Source organism: Pseudomonas sp. HS-18 (assembly GCF_020401845.1).
Lineage (GTDB): Bacteria > Pseudomonadota > Gammaproteobacteria > Pseudomonadales > Pseudomonadaceae > Pseudomonas > Pseudomonas nitroreducens.
In genome coordinates, this window is sequence record NZ_CP084413.1 from 5482295 (window position 1) to 5501607 (window position 19313).

A 19313-nucleotide genomic window follows, 5' to 3' on the forward strand; every position below is an offset into this window, starting at 1 on the left:
TCAGGCTTGCCGTCTTAGCGACGCAGGCCCAGGCGACCGATCAGGGCGCTGTAACGAGAGGTGTCCTTGCTCTTCAGGTAGTCCAGCAGCTTGCGGCGCTGGTTGACCATACGGATCAGGCCACGACGGGAGTGGTGGTCTTTGCCGTTGGCCTTGAAGTGGTCCTGCAGCTTGTTGATGTTGGCGGACAGCAGTGCAACCTGCACTTCCGGGGAACCGGTGTCGCCTTCAGCTTGCTTGTACTCGTTAACGATCTGGGCTTTTTCTTGGACGCTCAGTGCCATGATGGGGCTTCCTCTGAGGTAACAGGCCAGGGACTTCTCCCTGTGTTCATAGTAAGAGGAGTGACCGTGCCTGCTGACAGCCACCCTCGGTTCCGGCCTTACGACCGAATCAGTCGACGCGGCGCCAGGCGCCCGTCTTCGACCACTTCACCGATTCCGATGAAGCGACCTTCGTGATCCTGCACCCGCAGCATGCCGAACTTCGGCATTTCGGGAGCGCGTACTGGCTGGCCATGCAGCCAGTAATAGGCGCTGTGCTCGGAGAGCTGCAACAGCGGCCAGTGTTCCAGGCCGGCATCCACCGGCAGCAGAAAACGGTCGAGGGCTTCGTTGCCGCCCTCGGCATGGACTTTCTCGAGCGCCTCCAACGTCACCGACTGGTTCAGCTGGAAAGGTCCGGCCTGGGTCCGGCGCAGGGCGGCAACGTGTGCACCACACCCAAGTTCGCGGCCGAGGTCTTCGACCAGGGTGCGGATATAGGTGCCCTTGCTGCAGGAAACGGCCAGCGTCGCACAGGGCGACTCGAAGGCGAGCAAATCCAGGCGCGCAATAGTAACAGAACGCGCCTCGCGCTCCACTACCTCTCCTGCACGAGCCAGCTTGTACAACGGCTGACCGTCCTTCTTCAGGGCCGAGTACATCGGCGGCACCTGCTCTATGTCGCCACGGAAGCGTGGCAGCATGGCCTCGATGGCGTCCCGACCAATGGTCACCTCGCGCTGCTCTAGGACCTCACCCTCGGCATCACCGGTGGTGGTGGTCACGCCCAGTTGGGCGACGGTCTCGTAGCCCTTGTCGGCATCGAGCAGGTACTGGGAGAACTTGGTCGCCTCGCCGAAGCACAGCGGCAGGACACCGGTGGCCAGCGGGTCGAGGCTGCCGGTATGGCCGGCCTTCTCGGCATTGAGCAGCCAGCGCACCTTCTGCAGGGCCTGGTTGGAGCTCATGCCACGCGGCTTGTCGAGAATCAGCACGCCGTTGACCGCACGGCGAATGCGTTTCACCTGGGCCACGCGTTACTCCTCGGCATCGCCGCCATGACGGCGATCGGCTGCCACTGCGCGCTCGATCAGCGCCGACAGCTCGGCACCACGGCGGATACTGGCGTCATAGCTGAAGTGCAGTTGCGGCACGGTGCGCAGCTTCATCGCCTTGCCCAACTGCATGCGCAGGAAGCCCGCGGCATCGTTGAGAATGCTGGTGTTCTGCTTCACCACTTCGGCGTTGTCGTCCTGGCCCATCACGGTGACGTACACCTTGGCATGGGACAGGTCACGGGCCACGTCGACGCCGGTGATAGTCACCAGGCCCAGACGGGGGTCCTTGATTTCACGCTGGATCAGCAGCGCCAGTTCGCGCTGCATCTGGTCGCCGATACGCTGGGTACGGCTGTACTCTTTGGCCATTTTCCTAACCTGCTTACCCGAGCCAGAAGGCTCCGGGCCTGAAAGCGGCAAACGCCCGGGGCAGCTTTCAAGCTGGCCCGGGCGCTGCGTTCACGCTCGAATACCCTTACAGAGTACGAGCGACTTCGACCTTCTCGAACACTTCGATCTTGTCGCCGACGCGAACGTCGTTGTAGCTCTTCACGCCGATACCGCATTCCATGCCGGCACGCACTTCGGCGACGTCATCCTTGAAGCGACGCAGGGATTCCAGCTCGCCTTCGAAGATCACCACGTCGTCGCGAAGCACGCGGATCGGACGGTTGCGGTGCACCAGACCCTCGGTGACCATGCAGCCGGCGACCGCGCCGAACTTCGGCGAACGGAACACGTCACGCACTTCGGCGATACCCAGGATGTTCTCGCGAACATCGCTGCCGAGCATGCCGGTCAGGGCTTTCTTGACGTCTTCGATGATGTCGTAGATCACGTTGTAGTAACGCATGTCGAGGCCTTCGGTCTCGACGATCTTGCGCGCACCCGCATCAGCACGAACATTGAAGCCGAACAGCACCGCGTTGGAGGCCAGCGCCAGGTTGGCATCGGATTCGGTGATACCACCGACGCCGCCGCCGACCACGCGAACCTGCACCTCGTCGTTGCCCAAGCCACTGAGCGAGCCCTGCAGGGCTTCCAGCGAACCACGGACATCGGACTTGAGGACGATGTTGAGGGTCTTCTTCTCTTCCTGGCCCATGTTCTCGAAGATGTTTTCCAGCTTGCCGGCGTGGGCACGAGCCAGTTTCACTTCGCGGAACTTGCCCTGGCGGAACAGAGCGACTTCGCGGGCCTTCTTCTCGTCGGCGACCACGGTCATCTCGTCACCGGCATCCGGGGTGCCGTCCAGGCCGAGGATCTCGACCGGAATCGACGGACCGGCTTCCTTGATCGGCTTGCCGTTCTCGTCGAGCATCGCACGGACGCGCCCGTAGTTGACGCCGACCAGCACCATGTCGCCCTGACGCAGGGTGCCATCCTGAACCAGTACAGTGGCTACAGGGCCACGGCCCTTGTCCAGACGGGACTCGACCACCACGCCACGGCCCGGAGCCGACGGAGTGGCTTTGAGTTCGAGTACTTCAGCCTGCAGCAGCACGGCTTCGAGCAACTCGTCGACGCCGGTACCCACCTTGGCGGATACATGGACGAAGGGAGCATCGCCACCCCACTCTTCCGGGATCACATCCAGAGCGGCCAGGCCATTCTTGATGTTGTCCGGGTTGGCGTCCGGCTTGTCGATCTTGTTCACCGCGACCACGATCGGCACGCCAGCGGCTTTCGCGTGCTGCACGGCTTCCTGGGTCTGCGGCATCACGCCGTCGTCCGCGGCCACCACGAGAATGACGATGTCGGTCGCCTGGGCACCACGGGCACGCATCGCGGTGAACGCAGCGTGGCCAGGGGTGTCGAGGAAGGTGACCATGCCGCGGTCGGTTTCCACGTGGTAGGCACCGATGTGCTGGGTGATGCCACCGGCTTCGCCAGCTGCCACCTTGGCGCGACGGATGTAGTCGAGCAGCGAGGTCTTGCCGTGGTCGACGTGGCCCATCACGGTCACGACCGGCGCACGGGAAACGGCTTCACCTTCGAACTTCAACGACTCGGCCAGTTGCTCTTCCAGGGCGTTCTCGCTGACCAGCTTGACCTTGTGGCCGAGCTCTTCGGCGATCAACTGGGCGGTCTCCTGGTCGAGTACCTGGTTGATGGTCACCGGGGTGCCCATCTTGAACATGAACTTGACGACTTCAGCGCCCTTCACCGACATCTGCGCAGCCAGTTCGGCCACGGTGATGGTCTCACCGATATTTACTTCACGCACAATCGGTCCTGTCGGGCTCTGGAACCCGTGCTGGTTACGCTTCTTCAGCTTGCCCTTGCCACGGCCACCGCCGCGACGGCCAAAGCTGTCGTCGTCGTCACCACCACTGCGCACGACGCGCGGCGCGGTGGTCTTTTCCTTTTCCTTGATCGACGGGCGATGCTGGGCATGTTTGCGATCGCGGCGCTCGTCTTCCTCGTCGCGCTTGGGCGCACGGCGGGGCTCTTCCTTCTTGCGGTCGTCCGCAGCAGGAGCAGCAGCGACCGGCGCCGCCGGAGCAGGAGCCGCGGCGCGCGGGGCGTCGGCAGCAACCGCAGCAGCGGCAGGCGCAGAGCTGGCAGCCTGGCGAGCGGCATCCGCCTGGCGGCGGGCCTCTTCCTCAGCGGCACGTTGACGGGCCTCTTCCTCAGCCTTCAGACGCACAGCTTCTTCAGCGGCACGCTGCTCTTCCAGCTCACGCTGGCGCTCGGCCTCGAGCTCTTCAGGATCGCGCTTGACGTAGGTTTTCTTCTTGCGAACCTCGACGCTGACGGTCTTGCTGCCAGCGACTTTCAAGGTCGAAGTGGTCTTGCGTTGCAGGGTGATCTTGCGCGGCTCATCCGCGCGATCACCGTGGCTGCCCTTCAGGTGGGCCAGCAGCGCTTGCTTCTCGCTGTCGGTCACTACCTGCTCGGCATTGTTATGGGGTAGGCCCGCTTCGCGCATCTGCTGCAGCAGGCGCTCCACCGGCGTATCGACCGTCTTGGCCAGTTCTTTCACCGTGACTTGCGTCATGCACTTCTCTCCTCAGGCCGCGAATGCTTACTCGAACCAATGGGCCCGGGCGGCCATGATCAACTTGCCAGCACGCTCTTCATCCATGCCGTCGATGTCGAGCAGATCGTCAATCGATTGCTCGGCCAGATCTTCACGGGTGGTTACACCGCGCAGCGCCAGGTCCACGGCCAGCTCTTTGGTCATACCATCGAGGCTGAGCAGGTCTTCGGCAGGTTGGGCGTCGGCAAGTTTTTCTTCAGTGGCGATGGCTTTGGTCAGCAGGCGATCCTTGGCGCGCGAGCGCAGCTCGTTGACGATGTCTTCGTCGAAGCCGTCGATGCTGAGCATCTCTTCCATCGGTACGTAGGCGATTTCTTCCAGGGTGGTGAAGCCTTCCTCCACCAGTACCTGGGCGAGCTCTTCGTCGACATCCAGCTCGTCGACGAAACGCTGCAGGATGTCGCCAGTTTCAGCCTGCTGTTTGGCCTGGATATCGGCCTCGGTCATCACGTTCAGGGTCCAGCCGGTGAGCTGGCTGGCCAGACGTACGTTCTGGCCACTACGGCCAATGGCCTGGGCCAGGTTGTCTTCGGCAACGGCGATATCCATGGTGTGGGTATCTTCGTCGACGATGATCGCCGCCACTTCGGCCGGAGCCATGGCATTGATCACGAACTGCGCGGGGTTGTCATCCCAAAGGACGATGTCCACACGCTCGCCACCCAGTTCGCCGGAGACGGCCTGGACGCGGGAACCACGCATGCCGATGCAGGCGCCCTGCGGGTCGATACGCTTGTCCTTGGAGCGAACGGCGATCTTGGCGCGCGAACCCGGGTCACGGGCGGCGGCCATCACGTCGATCAGCTGCTCGGCGATTTCCGGTACTTCGATGCGGAACAGCTCGATCAGCATTTCCGGCGCGGTACGCGACAGGATCAGCTGAGGGCCGCGGTTCTCGCTGCGGATTTCCTTCAGCAGGGCACGCACGCGGGTGCCGACGCGGAAGGTTTCACGCGGGATGATCTGGTCGCGGGCCAGCAGCGCTTCGGCGTTGTTGCCCAGGTCGACGATCACATTGTCGCGGGTGACCTTCTTGACGGTGCCGGAGATGATCTCGTTGACCTTCTCGCGGTAGGCGTCGACCACCTGAGCGCGCTCGGCTTCGCGAACCTTCTGCACGATGACCTGCTTGGCGGTCTGTGCGGCGATGCGGCCGAACTCGATGGACTCGATCTTCTCTTCGATGACTTCACCGGCCTTCATGCCGGGGTGCTCTTCCTGCACGTCTTCGACGGTCAGTTCAGACGCCGGATTGGAGTAATCCTCGTCTTCGACGATGGTCCAGCGACGGAAGGTTTCGTAGTTGCCGTTGGCGCGGTTGATTTCCACGCGCAGGTCAACGTCGTCCTCGAAACGTTTTTTGGTCGCGGTTGCCAGGGCCAGCTCCAGCGCTTCGAAAATCACGCCAGGCGGAACACCCTTCTCGTTGGATACCGACTCAACAACCAGCAGTACTTCTTTGCTCATCGTACGCCTCGCCTTTCAATCCATTGGAATCCGCGCTCTGGCGGCTCACTCAAATCGGGGAATGATGTTGGCCTTGTCGATCGAGTCGACCGGCAGCAGGTATTCATGGTCGTCCACCAGGACCACCACATCCTGCTCCTCCACACCACGGAGAATGCCCTGGAAATTGCGCCGCCGTTCGAAGGGCGTGCGCAGCTTGATCTTCACCTGCTCGCCGACATAGCGGGCGAACTGCTCGAGCGTGAAGAGCGGCCGATCCATACCGGGCGACGACACCTCCAGGGTGTATTCGCCACTGATCGGGTCTTCCACGTCGAGGATGCCACTGACCTGACGACTGACGATCTCGCAGTCGTCGATCAGGATGCCTTCCGCACGGTCGATATAAACCCGGAGCAGGGAATGGCGACCTTGGGAAATGAACTCCAGGCCCCAGCACTCATAGCCGAGCGCTTCTACTACAGGGGCCAACAAGGCCTGCAACTGTTCTAGCTTGCTCGACACCTGATCGCCTCGCGTATGCTGTAGAAACAAAAAATGGGCGAAACGCCCATCCCTTAAGGACCGCCCTGAACCGGCGGCGCGGACTGTCCAGCTAGCAAAAAGCCCCTGAAAAGGGGCTCTGCCAAACTGGTTGCGGGAGCTGGATTTGAACCAACGACCTTCGGGTTATGAGCCCGACGAGCTACCAGACTGCTCCATCCCGCGTCAAAGCTGGTGCGAAATTATACGGTTGAGCCCCTTGAAGGTCAACCGAAACTCCGAAACGACAAGGCCCGCACTGCGGGCCCTTTCGTATATGGTACCGAGGAGGGGACTCGAACCCCTACAGCCTATGGCCACTACCACCTCAAGGTAGCGTGTCTACCAATTCCACCACCTCGGCAAAAACTCTTGCCTGCTTACTTCTGCTCAGGAGCCGCCGGAACGTCGCCGTTACCGCCTGCAGGGGCTTGAGGTTGCCCTTGCGCGCCCGGCACATCGCTAGCTGCCGGAGCTTGTTCCTGCTTCTGCTCCATCACTGCCGGATCAGGAAGCCCAGCGTGACGAATCATATCAGCTTTTTCTTTAGCAAAATACGCTAAACCCAAGCTGGTAATGAAAAAAACCGCAGCGAGTATAGCAGTAAAGCGGCTCAGGAAGGTAGCAGAACCTTGGCTACCGAAAACGGTGGCCGAAGCACCTGCACCGAACGACGCACCGGCGTCGGCACCCTTGCCTTGCTGAAGCAGGACCAGCACAACCAGACCCAGCGCCATCAGCAGGTGAATCACGATTACAACTGTTTCCAACATCTTCAGTTTCCTGCGGCGCGACAGATCGCACCGAACTCATCCGCATTCAGGGAAGCCCCACCAATGAGCCCCCCATCGATATCCGGCATCGCGAACAGCTGGGCAGCACTGGCTGCCTTGACGCTGCCGCCGTACAGGAGACGAAGGCCGCTTGCCACCTCTGCGTTTTCCGCCGAGATCTGCGAGCGAATCGCCGCATGTACTTCCTGGGCCTGCTCGGGAGAAGCGGTCAGCCCCGTCCCAATCGCCCACACCGGCTCGTAAGCCACAACGGCGCGGGAAAAAGCCCCGACACCGAGATCTTCGATTACCGAGCCCAACTGGCGCCCGACAACCTCAAGAGTCTTGCCCGCCTCACGCTGCTCACGGGTTTCCCCCACGCACAGGATCGGAATCAGGCCACACGATTGAGCCGCCGCAAACTTGCGACTGACCACACCATCGCTCTCACCCAGAATCAGGCGACGCTCGGAATGACCGACCAGCACCAGGGAACAGCTCGCATCCGCCAACTGGCTGGCTGCAACTTCGCCTGTCAGGGCGCCCTGCATCGGCTCAACCGCGCAATTCTGCGCACCGACGGCAACCGCCTTTCCATTCAGACCTTGAACAGCCTGATTGATGTACAGACAAGGCGGAAACACCGCCACATCGACACCCGTGGGAAGAGCCAGTTGACGCAGGCCTTTGATCAGCTCCGTTACGCTGGAGCGAGTACCGTGCATTTTCCAATTACCGGCCACCAAGGGTCGACGCATGCTGTACCTCGCTGAGCAAAGTGGGCGCAGATATTACTCGACGCTTTTGGAACTGACAAGAGAAATCAAGCACATACCTCTGTAACCACTTTCGCCAGCTGCTCGGCATAGGCGCGCACGCGTGCTTCCTCGTCGCCTTCGACCATCACCCGCACCAGTGGCTCGGTGCCGGATTTACGCAGCAGCACCCGACCACGACCGGCCATCTCTTCGGTCACCTTGGCGCAGGCTTCCTTCACCGCCGGATGCTCCAACGGGTCCACCCCGCCACCAGCAAAGCGCACGTTGATCAGCACTTGCGGACACTTGCGAATGCCCATGCGCGCCTCAGCCAGGTTCTGACCTCGGGTTTTCAGCGCCATCAGCACCTGCAGCGCGGCGATGATCGCGTCGCCGGTCGTGGTGTGCTGGCAACAGACAACATGGCCGGAATTCTCTCCACCCAACTGCCAGTTGCGCGACTGCAGCTCGGACATCACGTAGCGATCCCCTACCTTGGCGCGGGCGAAGGGAATGTGCAGTTCCTGCAGAGCGAGCTCGAGCCCGAGGTTGCTCATCAGTGTCCCTACCACGCCACCGTGCAGCTTGCCACGATCAAGCATGTCACGCGCAATGAGGTAGAGAATCTCGTCACCATCGACGATGGTGCCGGTGTGATCGACCAACATCACCCGGTCGCCGTCGCCGTCGAAGGCGATGCCGATATCCGCATGATGGGCCAGCACGGCCTCCTGCAACGCCCCCATATGGGTGGAGCCGCACTTGTCATTGATGTTCAGGCCGTTTGGCTCCGCACCGATGACGAACACTTCGGCACCCAGTTCCCTGAATACGTTGGGAGCGATCTTGTAAGTAGCACCATGGGCGCAATCGAGCGCGATACGCAGACCAGCGAAACTGGTGTTCGATGGCACGCTGCTCTTGCAGAACTCGATGTAGCGGCCGGCGGCATCGTTGATCCGCGAGACCTTGCCCAGGCGGGCGGACTCGACGACCGTCATCGGCGCATCGAGAAGCTCCTCGATGATCAGCTCCACCTCGTCCGGCAGCTTGGTGCCCTGGCCGGAGAAGAATTTGATGCCGTTGTCGTCGTGCGGATTGTGCGAGGCACTGATGACGATACCCGCCTCGGCGTGGAAGGTACGGGTCAGATAGGCGATACCCGGGGTCGGCATGGGGCCGAGCAACATCACGTCGGCACCGGCGGCGGACAAGCCAGCCTCCAGCGCGGACTCGAACATGTAGCCGGAAATCCGAGTGTCCTTGCCCACCAGCACGCGACACTTGCCTTGCTGACGGAAAGCCATGCCCACGGCCCAGCCCAGCTTGAGCACGAAGTCTGGGGTGATCGGCGGGGTGCCTACGCGTCCGCGAATTCCATCGGTACCAAAATACTTCCTGCTCATGCGGACATCCCCTCTTCTGTTGCACTTTCCACTGCGTGAATCATTCGAACCACATCCACCGTCTCGGCGACATCATGGACGCGGATGATGCTGGCTCCCTTGGCGACCGCCAGAGCCGCAAGGGCCAGGCTGCCGTACAGGCGCTCGCCCACTTCACGACCGAGCGCGCGCCCGACCATGCTCTTGCGCGAGACACCGACCAGCAATGGACAGCCCAACGACATCAGGCACTCCATCTGCCGGAACAGATTCAGGTTATGACTCTGCGTCTTGGCAAAACCGAAGCCAGGATCGATGACGATCCGTTCCCGGGCAATGCCCACGGCTTCGCAGACGGCGATGCGCTCCTCGAGGAAATCGTGAACCTCCTGGAGGATATTCGGATAACGCGGATCGTCCTGCATGTTTCCCGGCTCGCCGCGCATATGCATCAGGCAAACCGGAAGCCCCGTGTCCACAGCGGCATCCAGGGCTCCATCACGCTGCAGTGAGCGCACATCGTTGATCAAGCCAGCCCCGAGACGAGCGGTTTCACGCATCACCGCCGGGGTGGAGGTATCCACCGAGATCACTACATCCAGCTCGCGGGCAATCGCCTCGACCACCGGCGCGACGCGCTCCAACTCCTCGGTGGGCGAAACCACGCGAGCGCCGGGACGGGTCGACTCGCCGCCGATATCGATCAGTGTGGCGCCGGCCGCGACCATCTCCGCCGCATGGCGCAATGCAGCATCATGCCGATTGAAGCACCCGCCGTCGGAGAAGGAATCGGGAGTGACATTGAGGATGCCCATGACGTGCGGGCGGCTTAAATCAAGAACCCGGTTGCCGCAAGGCAACCGGGTCGGGTGGTACAACGAACTCATTCAGTGCTCTCAGTGTTCGCCGGCAGGCCCGCCAATGGGGTTTTCCTGGCGACCTTCATCGCGGGGCGCAGCTGCGTTGCCGGAAGAGCCGGAGTTGCCCCCCTGCCAGTCACGCGGCTCGCGCGGGGTACGACCGGCCATGATGTCGTCGATCTGATCGGCGTCGATGGTTTCATACTTCATCAGCGCGTCGGCCATTGTGTCGAGCTTGTCGCGATTCTCTTCCAGCAGGCGCTTGGCGGTGCCGTAGCAGTCGTCGATGATGCGGCGCACTTCCTGGTCGATCAGCTTGGCGGTTTCGCCGGACACGTTGGCGTGCTGGCTACCGGCACTACGACCCAAGAACACCTCGCCCTCTTCTTCCGCGTACATCAGCGGACCGAGCTTTTCCGACAGGCCCCACTTGGTCACCATGTTCCGCGCCAGTTGGGTGGCCCGCATGATGTCGTTGGAGGCACCGGTGGTTACCCCTTCGAAGCCCAGGGTCATCTCTTCGGCGATACGGCCACCGAACAGCGAGCAGATCTGGCTTTCCAGAGCGCGTTTGGACAGGCTGTAACGATCCTCTTCCGGCAGGAACATGGTCACGCCCAGGGCGCGGCCGCGCGGAATGATGGAAACCTTGTAGACCGGATCGTGCTCCGGAACCAGGCGGCCAACGATAGCGTGGCCGGCTTCGTGGAACGCGGTGTTCTTCTTCTCTTTCTCGGACATGACCATGGTCTTGCGCTCGGCGCCCATCATGATCTTGTCCTTGGCCAGTTCGAATTCGCGCATGTCGACGATACGCTTGTTGGAACGGGCAGCGAACAGAGAGGCCTCGTTAACCAGATTGGCCAGGTCGGCACCGGAGAAGCCCGGTGTACCGCGCGCGATCACGGCCGGATCGACGTTGTCGCCCAGCGGAACCTTGCGCATGTGTACTTTGAGAATCTGCTCACGACCACGGATGTCCGGCAGGCCAACCACCACCTGGCGGTCGAAGCGGCCCGGACGCAGCAGCGCGGGGTCGAGCACGTCCGGACGGTTGGTCGCGGCGATGACGATGATGCCGTCATTCATCTCGAAGCCGTCCATCTCCACCAGCAACTGGTTGAGGGTCTGCTCGCGCTCATCGTGACCGCCACCCAGGCCGGCGCCACGATGGCGACCGACGGCGTCGATTTCGTCGATGAAGATGATGCAGGGAGCGTGCTTCTTGGCCTGGTCGAACATGTCGCGAACGCGCGAGGCGCCCACGCCGACGAACATTTCCACGAAGTCCGAACCGGAAATGGTGAAGAACGGCACTTTGGCTTCGCCGGCGATGGCCTTGGCGAGCAGAGTCTTACCGGTACCGGGCGGGCCGACCATCAGCACGCCGCGCGGGATACGACCGCCCAGGCGCTGGAACTTGCCCGGATCGCGGAGGAATTCCACCAGTTCGCTGACCTCTTCCTTGGCCTCGTCGCAACCGGCGACGTCGGCGAAGGTGGTCTTCACCTGGTCTTCCGACAGCAGGCGCGCCTTGCTCTTGCCGAAGCTCATCGGGCCGCCGCGGCCACCGCCGCCACCCTGCATCTGGCGCATGAAGAACATGAAGACGGCGATGATCACCAGGATAGGGAAGCTGGCCACCAGGAGCTGAGTCCAGATGCTCTGCTGCTCGGGCTGCTTGCCTTCGACAACGACATTGTTGTTGACCAGGTCGCCGATCAGGCCGTTGTCGGCGATGGCCGGGCGGATGGTCTTGAAGGTGTCACCGTCCTGGCGCTTGCCAGTGATGACCGCGCCGTCCACGGTCACGCGCTCGACCTTACCGTCCTTCACCTGCTGGATGAAGTCCGAATAGTTGAGCGTCTGCGGCTCGCTCGGGCTGGAGAAGTTGTTCATCACGGTGACGAGTACCGCCGCGATGATCAGCCACAGAATCAGGTTCTTTGCCATGTCGTTCAATTGACTACCCTCTGAAGCCGGCTCCGCCCTGGAAACCGCTTCTCACGACGGCCAGACTCCTTCCGGCCAAAATTACTACACAACGCCCGCCGCCAGGCAGGCGCCGTCTGTAACCCTTTATGAACCCCGGCTTTCACCGGTACAAGCAAAACCTGCAAGGCATAGACCAGAAGCCTGCCCAATCATTCCAGTCTAGGCGCCGCGAAAGCCTCGTGCGAGCAGATACTGCTCCCGTGAACGGTCGCGTGACGACAGCGGCTTGCGCATCTGCACCTTCTCGAAGTTCTCGCGAACCTGCTTGTGGTAAGCGTCGAAACCCTCACCCTGGAAAATCTTGATCAGGAAATCGCCCCCCGGACGCAGCACACGGGTGCACAGATCCAGGGCCAGCTCGCAGAGGAACATGGCACGAGGCATGTCCACGGCGGGCAATCCACTCATATTGGGGGCCATATCGGAAATCACAAGGTCTACCGGATTTTCTCCGATGGCCTCAAGCAACTGGGCGAAGACTTCGTCCTCGGTGAAGTCCCCCTGGATGAAGGTCACATCCGGGATGCTGTCCATCGGCAGGATGTCCGAGGCGATCAGGGTGCCCTTATCGCCGATCACTCGGCTGGTGACCTGCGACCAGCCGCCCGGCGCCGCGCCGAGGTCGACCACGGTCATGCCGGGACGCAGGATGCGATCCTTCTCCTGGATTTCCAACAGCTTGTAGCTGGCACGCGAGCGATAGCCGTCGCGCTGTGCCATCTTCACGTACGGATCGTCGAAATGTTCTTTCAGCCAGCGATGGCTAGTCTTGGAACGGGCCACGTATTACCTCGTCTGAGCGGCATCCCGGTAGTACCGAAACTCGGGTAGAATATCCGCCTTTTTTACCAGGGGTCAGATTATGGCGCTCTCTCAGGAGCAGAAAAAGCAGTTCAAATCTATCGGGCATCACCTGAAACCGGTATTGACCGTTGCTGAAAACGGTCTTTCGGAAGGTGTGATGGCCGAGCTTGAGCGCGCGCTCAACGATCATGAACTGATCAAGGTGCAGTTCCGCATCACTGAACGCGACGACCGTCGCGCACTGATCGACGAACTTTGCCAGAACGGCAGCTGCGAACTGGTTCAGACCATCGGCAAGATGGCACTGATCTACCGTCGCAATCCGAAGCCGAACAAGAACCTGTCGAACATCAGCCGTTTCAGCGGCCTCTGACAGTCAAGACCGGCAACGCGGAGCCGGCAAGGCTCCGCCGCGTCAGGCCCGCTCGTCCCGCCCCGGTACCGGTTGCAGCACCAGCAGCAGACCGAACAGCGCCACCACCAGATAGTTGAACCAGAACCAGCGCTGGGCATCCGGCACGAATTGGCGCACGACGAAGAAAGTCAGGGTCATCCCCAGCACCGCCAGCAGCAGTTGTCCGCGCACTTCCCGCAGGAAGGCGACGGCGCCACGGGCCTGCCAGAGCACCAACCCCTGCAGCACTGCACAGAAACCGGCAAAACCCAGCAGCAGCGGCTTCAGCGCGTCAGCGACGGACTCCACCAGCAGCGGCGCCAGGCCGATCTTGTCCAGCGCCGGCAGCACCACGAACTGAAGCAGCCAAAGGCCGCCGACCCAGAATGTCTGGGCCAGCAGCCAACTGATGGCGCCTGCGTTCAGTGGTTGCCGATCAGGCGTGGCGGACTTCAACGATCTCGTACTCGACATCGCCACCCGGAGTCTTCACCAGAACGGCATCGCCTTCGGTCTTGCCGATCAGCGCACGGGCGATCGGCGAGTTGACGGAGATCTTGCTGTTCTTGATGTCCGCCTCGTCGTCACCGACGATCTGGTAGGTCACCGTCTCGTCGGTCTCGACGTTGGCGATGTCCACGGTAGTACCGAAGATCACCTTGCCACTGTGCGGAATGGTGGTCACGTCGATGATCTGCGCGTTGGACAGCTTGGCCTCGATGTCGCGGATGCGAGCCTCGGACATGCCCTGCTGCTCACGGGCGGCGTGGTACTCGGCGTTTTCCTTGAGGTCGCCCAGTTCACGCGCTTCGGCGATGGCCTGGGTGATCTGCGGACGCAGAACGGTCTTCAGGTATTTCAGTTCTTCTTCCAGGGCGCGAGCGCCCTGGACGGTCATTGGAAATTTGCTCATGCGTTGATTCCTGCATGGAGATCCTGCAGACGGCGAACGGTCTTCTCGGGACCGAACTTGAGCGCCTCACAGATCGCCTGCCCCGCCGCGATGGTGGTGGTGCAGTAGATCTTGTGCTGCAGGGCGTTACGACGGATGGAATACGAGTCAGCGATGGACTGGCGGCCTTCGGTGGTGTTGATGATCAGAGTGACTTCGTCGTTCTTGATCATGTCGACCACGTGAGGACGGCCCTCGGTCACCTTGTTCACGCGACGCACCGGCAGGCCGGCAGCCTCGATCACCTTGGCGGTGCCGGCGGTGGCGACTACCTCGAAGCCCAGCGCGACCAGATCGCGGGCGACCTGAACGGCTTGCGGCTTGTCGTCCTCGCGGACGCTGATGAAGGCGCAACCGGCGTTCGGCAGGATTTCACTGGCGCCCAGCTGGGCTTTCGCGAAGGCCTCACCGAAGCTGTCGCCGACACCCATCACCTCGCCAGTGGACTTCATCTCTGGGCCGAGGATCGGGTCGACGCCGGGGAACTTGGCGAACGGGAACACCGCTTCCTTGACGCTATAGTAAGGCGGGATCACCTCTTCGGTGAAGCCGACTTCGGCCAGGGACTTGCCAGCCATGACGCGGGCCGCCACTTTCGCCAGCGACTCGCCGATGCACTTGGAGACGAACGGCACGGTACGGGACGCACGCGGGTTCACCTCGATCACATAGATGTCCTCGCCCTGAACGGCCATCTGCACGTTCATCAGGCCGACCACGCCGAGCTCCAGGGCCATCTTCTTGACCTGTTCGCGAATCTCATCCTGGATGTGCTGCGGCAGCGAGTACGGCGGCAGCGAGCAGGCGGAGTCACCGGAGTGCACGCCAGCCTGCTCGATGTGCTGCATGATGGCGCCGATCACCACGGTCTCGCCGTCGCACACCGCATCGATGTCGACTTCAATGGCGCAGTTCAGGAAGCGGTCCAGCAGCACCGGGCTGTCGTTGGAAACCTTCACGGCCTCGCGCATGTAGCGCTTGAGCTCTTCTTCCTGGTAGACGATTTCCATCGCGCGGCCGCCCAGTACGTACGACGGGCGCACCACCATCGGGTAGCCGATGTTCTTCGACAGCTCCAGGGCCTGGTCTTCGCTGCGCGCAGTGGCGTTGGCCGGCTGGCGCAGGTTCAGACGCTGGACCATCTGCTGGAAGCGCTCGCGGTCTTCGGCGCGGTCGATGGCGTCCGGGCTGGTACCGATGATCGGTACGCCGGCTTCTTCCAGGGCGCGGCAGAGTTTCAGCGGGGTCTGGCCGCCGTACTGCACGATGACGCCCTTGGGCTGCTCGACGCGGACGATTTCCAGCACGTCTTCCAGGGTCACCGGCTCGAAGTACAGGCGATCGGAGGTGTCGTAGTCGGTGGAAACGGTTTCCGGGTTGCAGTTGACCATGATGGTCTCGTAACCGTCTTCACGCATGGCCAGCGCGGCGTGTACGCAGCAGTAGTCGAACTCGATACCCTGGCCGATGCGGTTCGGACCGCCGCCCAGGATCATGATCTTGTCGCGAGTCGACGGATTGGCTTCGCACTCTTCCTCGTAGGTCGAGTACATGTAGGCGGTGTCGGTGGCGAACTCGGCGGCGCAGGTGTCCACGCGCTTGTACACCGGCAGCACCTTGAGCTTGTGGCGATGGTTGCGCAGGTTCTTCTCGGTCACACCCAGCAGGGTGGCCAGGCGCGCATCGGAGAAGCCCTTGCGCTTGAGCTTGAGCATCAGGTCGCGATCGATGGCGGACAGACCCAGGGTCTTTACACGCTCCTCGTCCTTGATCAGGTCTTCGATCTGCACCAGGAACCACTCGTCGATGCGGGTCAGGTCGAAGACTTCGGCAATGCTCTTGCCGGCGCGGAAGGCGTCGGCGACGTACCAGATGCGGTCGGCATTGGGCACGGTCAGCTCGCGCTTGAGGATGCTCTCGGCTTCCGGATTACTCAGGTCGAGCTTCGGATCGAAACCGGTGGCGCCGACTTCCAGGCCGCGCAGGGCTTTCTGCACGGACTCCTGGAAGGTACGGCCGATGGCCATGACTTCACCCACGGATTTCATCTGGGTGGTCAGGCGGGCGTCGGCTTTGGGGAATTTCTCGAAGGCGAAACGCGGGATCTTGGTGACGACGTAGTCAATCGCCGGCTCGAAGGACGCCGGGGTGCGGCCGCCAGTGATGTCGTTCTGCAGTTCGTCGAGGGTGTAGCCGACAGCCAGCTTGGCGGCGATCTTGGCGATCGGGAAGCCGGTAGCCTTGGACGCCAGCGCCGAGGAACGCGATACGCGCGGGTTCATTTCGATCACCACCATGCGGCCGGTGTTCGGGCAGATGCCGAACTGCACGTTGGAACCGCCGGTTTCCACGCCGATCTCACGCAGCACCGCCAGTGAGGCGTTGCGCATGATCTGGTATTCCTTGTCGGTCAGGGTCTGCGCCGGCGCGACGGTGATCGAGTCACCGGTGTGCACGCCCATCGGGTCGAAGTTCTCGATGGCGCAGACGATGATGCAGTTGTCCTTCTTGTCGCGGACAACTTCCATCTCGTATTCCTTCCAGCCGATCAGCGATTCGTCGATCAGCAGTTCGTTGGTCGGCGACAGATCCAGACCGCGGGTGCAGATTTCCTCGAACTCCTCACGGTTGTAGGCAATGCCGCCGCCGGTGCCGCCCATGGTGAAGGACGGGCGGATGATGCACGGGAAGTTGACCTTCTCCAGCACGCCGTAGGCTTCTTCCATGCTGTGGGCGATGCCCGAGCGCGGGCAGGCCAGGCCGATGTCGCGCATGGCCTTGTCGAAGCGCGAACGGTCTTCGGCCTTGTCGATGGTGTCGGCGTTGGCGCCGATCATTTCCACGCCGAACTGCTCCAGAACGCCGTGACGCTCCAGGTCCAGGGCGCAGTTCAGCGCGGTCTGGCCGCCCATGGTCGGCAGCAGCGCGTCGGGGCGTTCCTTCTCGATGATCTTGGCGACGGTCTGCCACTTGATCGGCTCGATGTAGGTGGCGTCGGCCATGGCCGGGTCGGTCATGATGGTGGCCGGGTTGGAGTTCACCAGGATGACACGGAAGCCTTCTTCCTTCAGGGCCTTACAGGCCTGTGCGCCGGAGTAGTCGAACTCGCAGGCCTGGCCGATGACGATCGGGCCGGCGCCGAGGATCAGGATGCTCTTGATGTCTGTACGCTTGGGCATGGGACTCTCGTTGCAATATTCAGGAAAGGGTTGCGCTGGCCAGCTTCACGCCAAAGCCGACGAACAGGGCGCCGACGCCGCTCGAAGCGCCGGCAGCCAGCCGTTGCCGCCGACGGAACCAGGCCGCCAGACGCACACCGGAGAAAATCAGGAAACTCAGGTACAAGGCGCTGATGATCTCGAGGATCGTGCCCAGTACCAGGAACGACAGGCCGGGATAGGCGTAACCCGGGTCGACGAACTGGATGAAGAAGGAGATGAAGAAGAGGATCGCCTTGGGGTTGGACAGGCTCAGCAGCAGCGCCTTGCGGAACGGCTGGTTGACGTCCACTTCCTTGGCCGGCGCGGCGGCCGCATCCAGTGGTTGGCGCAGCTTCTGCCAGCCTCCACGGAGCATGCCTACCCCTAAGTAGAACAGGTAGGCGGCGCCGACGTACTTCAGGCCCAGGAACAGCATCGGCTCGGCCTTGAGGACCGAGGCGATACCCAGCGCCGACAGGAACATCAGGATCGCATCGCCCAGGAACACCGCGCTCGCCGCCCGGTAGCCCGAGGCCACGCCGCGCTGGGCGGCAGTGGCGAGGACGAACAGCGAGTTCGGCCCCGGCAGCAGGACGATGAACAACGTACCCAGGACGTAGGTCCAGAGGTCGGTGATTCCAAGGGTCGGCATCATCTTCTTTCCCTCTTCGAGCTCGGACTCAGCGGCGCTCGGCCATCGCCGCGATGAAGCGGTCGAACAGCGGGGCAACGTCGTGCGGGCCGGGGCTGGCTTCCGGGTGGCCCTGGAAGCTGAAGGCCACTTTATCGGTACGCTCGACGCCCTGCAGGGTGCCGTCGAACAGCGACTTGTGGGTAGCGCGCAGGTTGGCCGGCATGCTTGCCTCGTCCACGGCAAAACCGTGGTTCTGGCTGGTGATCATCACCACACCCGAATCCAGGTCCTGCACCGGGTGGTTGGCGCCATGGTGGCCGTGGCCCATCTTCACGGTTTTCGCGCCGGAAGCCAGGGCCAGCAGTTGGTGCCCCAGGCAGATGCCGAAGATCGGCGTCTCGGTGTCGAGGAACTCGCGGATGGCCTGGATGGCGTAGTCGCACGGCTCGGGGTCGCCAGGGCCGTTGGAGAGGAAGATGCCGTCCGGGTTCAGGGCCAGCACTTCGCTCGCCGGGGTCTGCGCCGGCACCACGGTCAGGCGGCAGCCGCGGGCGACCAGCATGCGCAGGATGTTCAGCTTCACGCCGAAGTCGTAGGCGACCACGTGGTACGGCAGGTCGGCGGCGGCGATTTCCGGGTGGCTGTCGGTTTCCAGGTTCCAGACGCTGGAGCGCCACTCGTACTTCTCGGTGGAGGACACGACTTTCGCCAGGTCCATGCCCTTCAGGCCCGGGAAGCCGCGTGCCAGTTCGAGAGCTTTTTCCTCGGTGGCGTCGTCGCCGACCAGGATGCAGCCGTTCTGCGAACCTTTCTCGCGCAGGATGCGGGTCAGGCGGCGGGTGTCGATGCCAGCGATGGCAACGGTGCCGTTCTCTTTCAGGTAGTCCGGCAGGGACTGCTTGTCGCGCCAACTGCTGGACAGCAGCGGCAGGTCGCGAATGATCAGGCCGGCGGCCCAGACCTTGTTCGACTCGGCGTCTTCGGGCGTGGTGCCGGTGTTACCGATGTGCGGGTAGGTCAGGGTGACGATCTGTTGGGCGTAGGAAGGATCGGTAAGGATTTCCTGGTAGCCGGTCATGGCGGTGTTGAACACCACCTCTCCGACGGTCTGGCCGTCGGCGCCGATGGCTTCACCGCGAAAAACGCTGCCGTCGGCAAGTGCAAGTATGGCTGGCTTAGTCAAGAAGACCTCCCGTAGTTCAAGC

Annotated in this window: 18 protein-coding genes and 2 tRNA genes; 1 reads left to right on the top strand and 19 read right to left on the bottom strand. The window is 62.3% G+C overall.

Annotated features, from left to right (window positions below; all coding sequences use genetic code 11):
* Positions 1–14: 14 nt before the first annotated feature.
* The 14 genes from rpsO to rlmE all read right to left on the bottom strand — a co-directional run bounded on the left by rpsO (position 15) and on the right by rlmE (position 12907).
* Positions 15–284, bottom strand: a complete 270-nt coding sequence (gene rpsO / locus LDJ84_RS25575; RefSeq protein WP_017518939.1) for a 30S ribosomal protein S15 — start codon at positions 282–284, stop codon at positions 15–17.
* A gap of 98 nt (positions 285–382) precedes the next feature.
* Positions 383–1297 (bottom strand): tRNA pseudouridine(55) synthase TruB, encoded by a 915-nt coding sequence (gene truB / locus LDJ84_RS25580; protein ID WP_037014352.1) that lies wholly within the window; start codon positions 1295–1297, stop codon positions 383–385.
* A gap of 3 nt (positions 1298–1300) precedes the next feature.
* Complete coding sequence (rbfA, locus tag LDJ84_RS25585; protein WP_024765327.1) at positions 1301–1690, bottom strand: 30S ribosome-binding factor RbfA; 390 nt, start codon at positions 1688–1690, stop codon at positions 1301–1303.
* A gap of 106 nt (positions 1691–1796) precedes the next feature.
* Complete coding sequence (gene infB / locus LDJ84_RS25590; RefSeq protein WP_084358520.1) at positions 1797–4322, bottom strand: translation initiation factor IF-2; 2526 nt, start codon at positions 4320–4322, stop codon at positions 1797–1799.
* Between the two features lie 27 nt (positions 4323–4349).
* Complete coding sequence (gene nusA, locus LDJ84_RS25595; RefSeq protein WP_038803375.1) at positions 4350–5831, bottom strand: transcription termination factor NusA; 1482 nt, start codon at positions 5829–5831, stop codon at positions 4350–4352.
* A gap of 45 nt (positions 5832–5876) precedes the next feature.
* Positions 5877–6335: a ribosome maturation factor RimP gene (gene rimP, locus LDJ84_RS25600; RefSeq protein WP_024765321.1), complete on the bottom strand. Its 459-nt coding sequence runs from the start codon at positions 6333–6335 to the stop codon at positions 5877–5879.
* 127 nt (positions 6336–6462) lie between these two features.
* A tRNA-Met gene (locus tag LDJ84_RS25605) sits at positions 6463–6539 on the bottom strand.
* A 92-nt stretch (positions 6540–6631) separates the two neighbouring features.
* Positions 6632–6717, bottom strand: a tRNA-Leu gene (locus LDJ84_RS25610).
* 16 nt (positions 6718–6733) lie between these two features.
* Positions 6734–7126 (bottom strand): preprotein translocase subunit SecG, encoded by a 393-nt coding sequence (secG, locus tag LDJ84_RS25615; protein ID WP_024765320.1) that lies wholly within the window; start codon positions 7124–7126, stop codon positions 6734–6736.
* A gap of 2 nt (positions 7127–7128) precedes the next feature.
* Positions 7129–7884, bottom strand: a complete 756-nt coding sequence (gene tpiA, locus LDJ84_RS25620; protein WP_024765319.1) for a triose-phosphate isomerase — start codon at positions 7882–7884, stop codon at positions 7129–7131.
* Positions 7885–7949: 65 nt separating this feature from the next.
* Positions 7950–9290, bottom strand: a complete 1341-nt coding sequence (gene glmM, locus LDJ84_RS25625; protein ID WP_024765318.1) for a phosphoglucosamine mutase — start codon at positions 9288–9290, stop codon at positions 7950–7952.
* Positions 9287–10156, bottom strand: a complete 870-nt coding sequence (gene folP / locus LDJ84_RS25630; RefSeq protein WP_024765317.1) for a dihydropteroate synthase — start codon at positions 10154–10156, stop codon at positions 9287–9289. Before folP ends, glmM begins: the two co-directional genes overlap by 4 nt.
* A 9-nt stretch (positions 10157–10165) precedes the next feature.
* Positions 10166–12082, bottom strand: coding sequence for an ATP-dependent zinc metalloprotease FtsH (gene ftsH, locus LDJ84_RS25635; RefSeq protein ID WP_038803374.1), 1917 nt, complete (start codon positions 12080–12082; stop codon positions 10166–10168).
* Between the two features lie 201 nt (positions 12083–12283).
* A complete protein-coding gene (gene rlmE / locus LDJ84_RS25640) occupies positions 12284–12907 on the bottom strand; it encodes a 23S rRNA (uridine(2552)-2'-O)-methyltransferase RlmE (protein ID WP_065085392.1) in 624 nt (207 codons plus the stop codon).
* Between the two features lie 79 nt (positions 12908–12986).
* Between rlmE and LDJ84_RS25645 the strand changes: the two genes are divergently transcribed.
* Complete coding sequence (locus tag LDJ84_RS25645) at positions 12987–13301, top strand: YhbY family RNA-binding protein (RefSeq protein WP_024765315.1); 315 nt, start codon at positions 12987–12989, stop codon at positions 13299–13301.
* A gap of 42 nt (positions 13302–13343) precedes the next feature.
* Here the strand turns inward: LDJ84_RS25645 and LDJ84_RS25650 are convergent, their stop codons facing one another.
* From LDJ84_RS25650 to carA, 5 genes are read right to left on the bottom strand one after another with little or no spacing between them, the layout of a single operon-like run.
* Positions 13344–13748: a hypothetical protein gene (locus LDJ84_RS25650; RefSeq protein WP_024765314.1), complete on the bottom strand. Its 405-nt coding sequence runs from the start codon at positions 13746–13748 to the stop codon at positions 13344–13346.
* Positions 13749–13758: 10 nt separating this feature from the next.
* The gene (greA, locus tag LDJ84_RS25655) at positions 13759–14235 is read right to left on the bottom strand and encodes a transcription elongation factor GreA (RefSeq protein ID WP_017518953.1); all 477 of its coding nucleotides are present in this window, start codon (positions 14233–14235) and stop codon (positions 13759–13761) included.
* Positions 14232–17453: a carbamoyl-phosphate synthase large subunit gene (gene carB, locus LDJ84_RS25660; protein WP_038803373.1), complete on the bottom strand. Its 3222-nt coding sequence runs from the start codon at positions 17451–17453 to the stop codon at positions 14232–14234. The genes greA and carB overlap by 4 nt, the downstream gene beginning before the upstream one ends.
* A 19-nt stretch (positions 17454–17472) precedes the next feature.
* Positions 17473–18126: a leucine efflux protein LeuE gene (gene leuE / locus LDJ84_RS25665; RefSeq protein WP_024765313.1), complete on the bottom strand. Its 654-nt coding sequence runs from the start codon at positions 18124–18126 to the stop codon at positions 17473–17475.
* Positions 18127–18154: 28 nt separating this feature from the next.
* Positions 18155–19291 carry a glutamine-hydrolyzing carbamoyl-phosphate synthase small subunit gene (gene carA / locus LDJ84_RS25670; protein WP_024765312.1) on the bottom strand — a complete coding sequence of 379 codons (1137 nt, stop codon included), beginning with the start codon at positions 19289–19291 and terminating at the stop codon, positions 18155–18157.
* Positions 19292–19313: the final 22 nt, after the last annotated feature.

Excerpts from the sequence above, each read along its gene's own strand:
- nusA (WP_038803375.1), bottom strand. The coding sequence starts at position 5,831 with ATGAGCAAAGAAGTACTGCTGGTTGTTGAGTCGGTATCCAACGAGAAG.
- rbfA (WP_024765327.1), bottom strand. The coding sequence starts at position 1,690 with ATGGCCAAAGAGTACAGCCGTACCCAGCGTATCGGCGACCAGATGCAG.
- folP (WP_024765317.1), bottom strand. The coding sequence starts at position 10,156 with ATGAGTTCGTTGTACCACCCGACCCGGTTGCCTTGCGGCAACCGGGTT.
- secG (WP_024765320.1), bottom strand. The coding sequence starts at position 7,126 with ATGTTGGAAACAGTTGTAATCGTGATTCACCTGCTGATGGCGCTGGGT.
- glmM (WP_024765318.1), bottom strand. The coding sequence starts at position 9,290 with ATGAGCAGGAAGTATTTTGGTACCGATGGAATTCGCGGACGCGTAGGC.
- ftsH (WP_038803374.1), bottom strand. The coding sequence starts at position 12,082 with ATGGCAAAGAACCTGATTCTGTGGCTGATCATCGCGGCGGTACTCGTC.
- leuE (WP_024765313.1), bottom strand. The coding sequence starts at position 18,126 with ATGCCGACCCTTGGAATCACCGACCTCTGGACCTACGTCCTGGGTACG.
- greA (WP_017518953.1), bottom strand. The coding sequence starts at position 14,235 with ATGAGCAAATTTCCAATGACCGTCCAGGGCGCTCGCGCCCTGGAAGAA.
- tpiA (WP_024765319.1), bottom strand. The coding sequence starts at position 7,884 with ATGCGTCGACCCTTGGTGGCCGGTAATTGGAAAATGCACGGTACTCGC.
- rpsO (WP_017518939.1), bottom strand. The coding sequence starts at position 284 with ATGGCACTGAGCGTCCAAGAAAAAGCCCAGATCGTTAACGAGTACAAG.
- infB (WP_084358520.1), bottom strand. The coding sequence starts at position 4,322 with ATGACGCAAGTCACGGTGAAAGAACTGGCCAAGACGGTCGATACGCCG.
- carB (WP_038803373.1), bottom strand. The coding sequence starts at position 17,453 with ATGCCCAAGCGTACAGACATCAAGAGCATCCTGATCCTCGGCGCCGGC.
- LDJ84_RS25645 (WP_024765315.1), top strand. The coding sequence starts at position 12,987 with ATGGCGCTCTCTCAGGAGCAGAAAAAGCAGTTCAAATCTATCGGGCAT.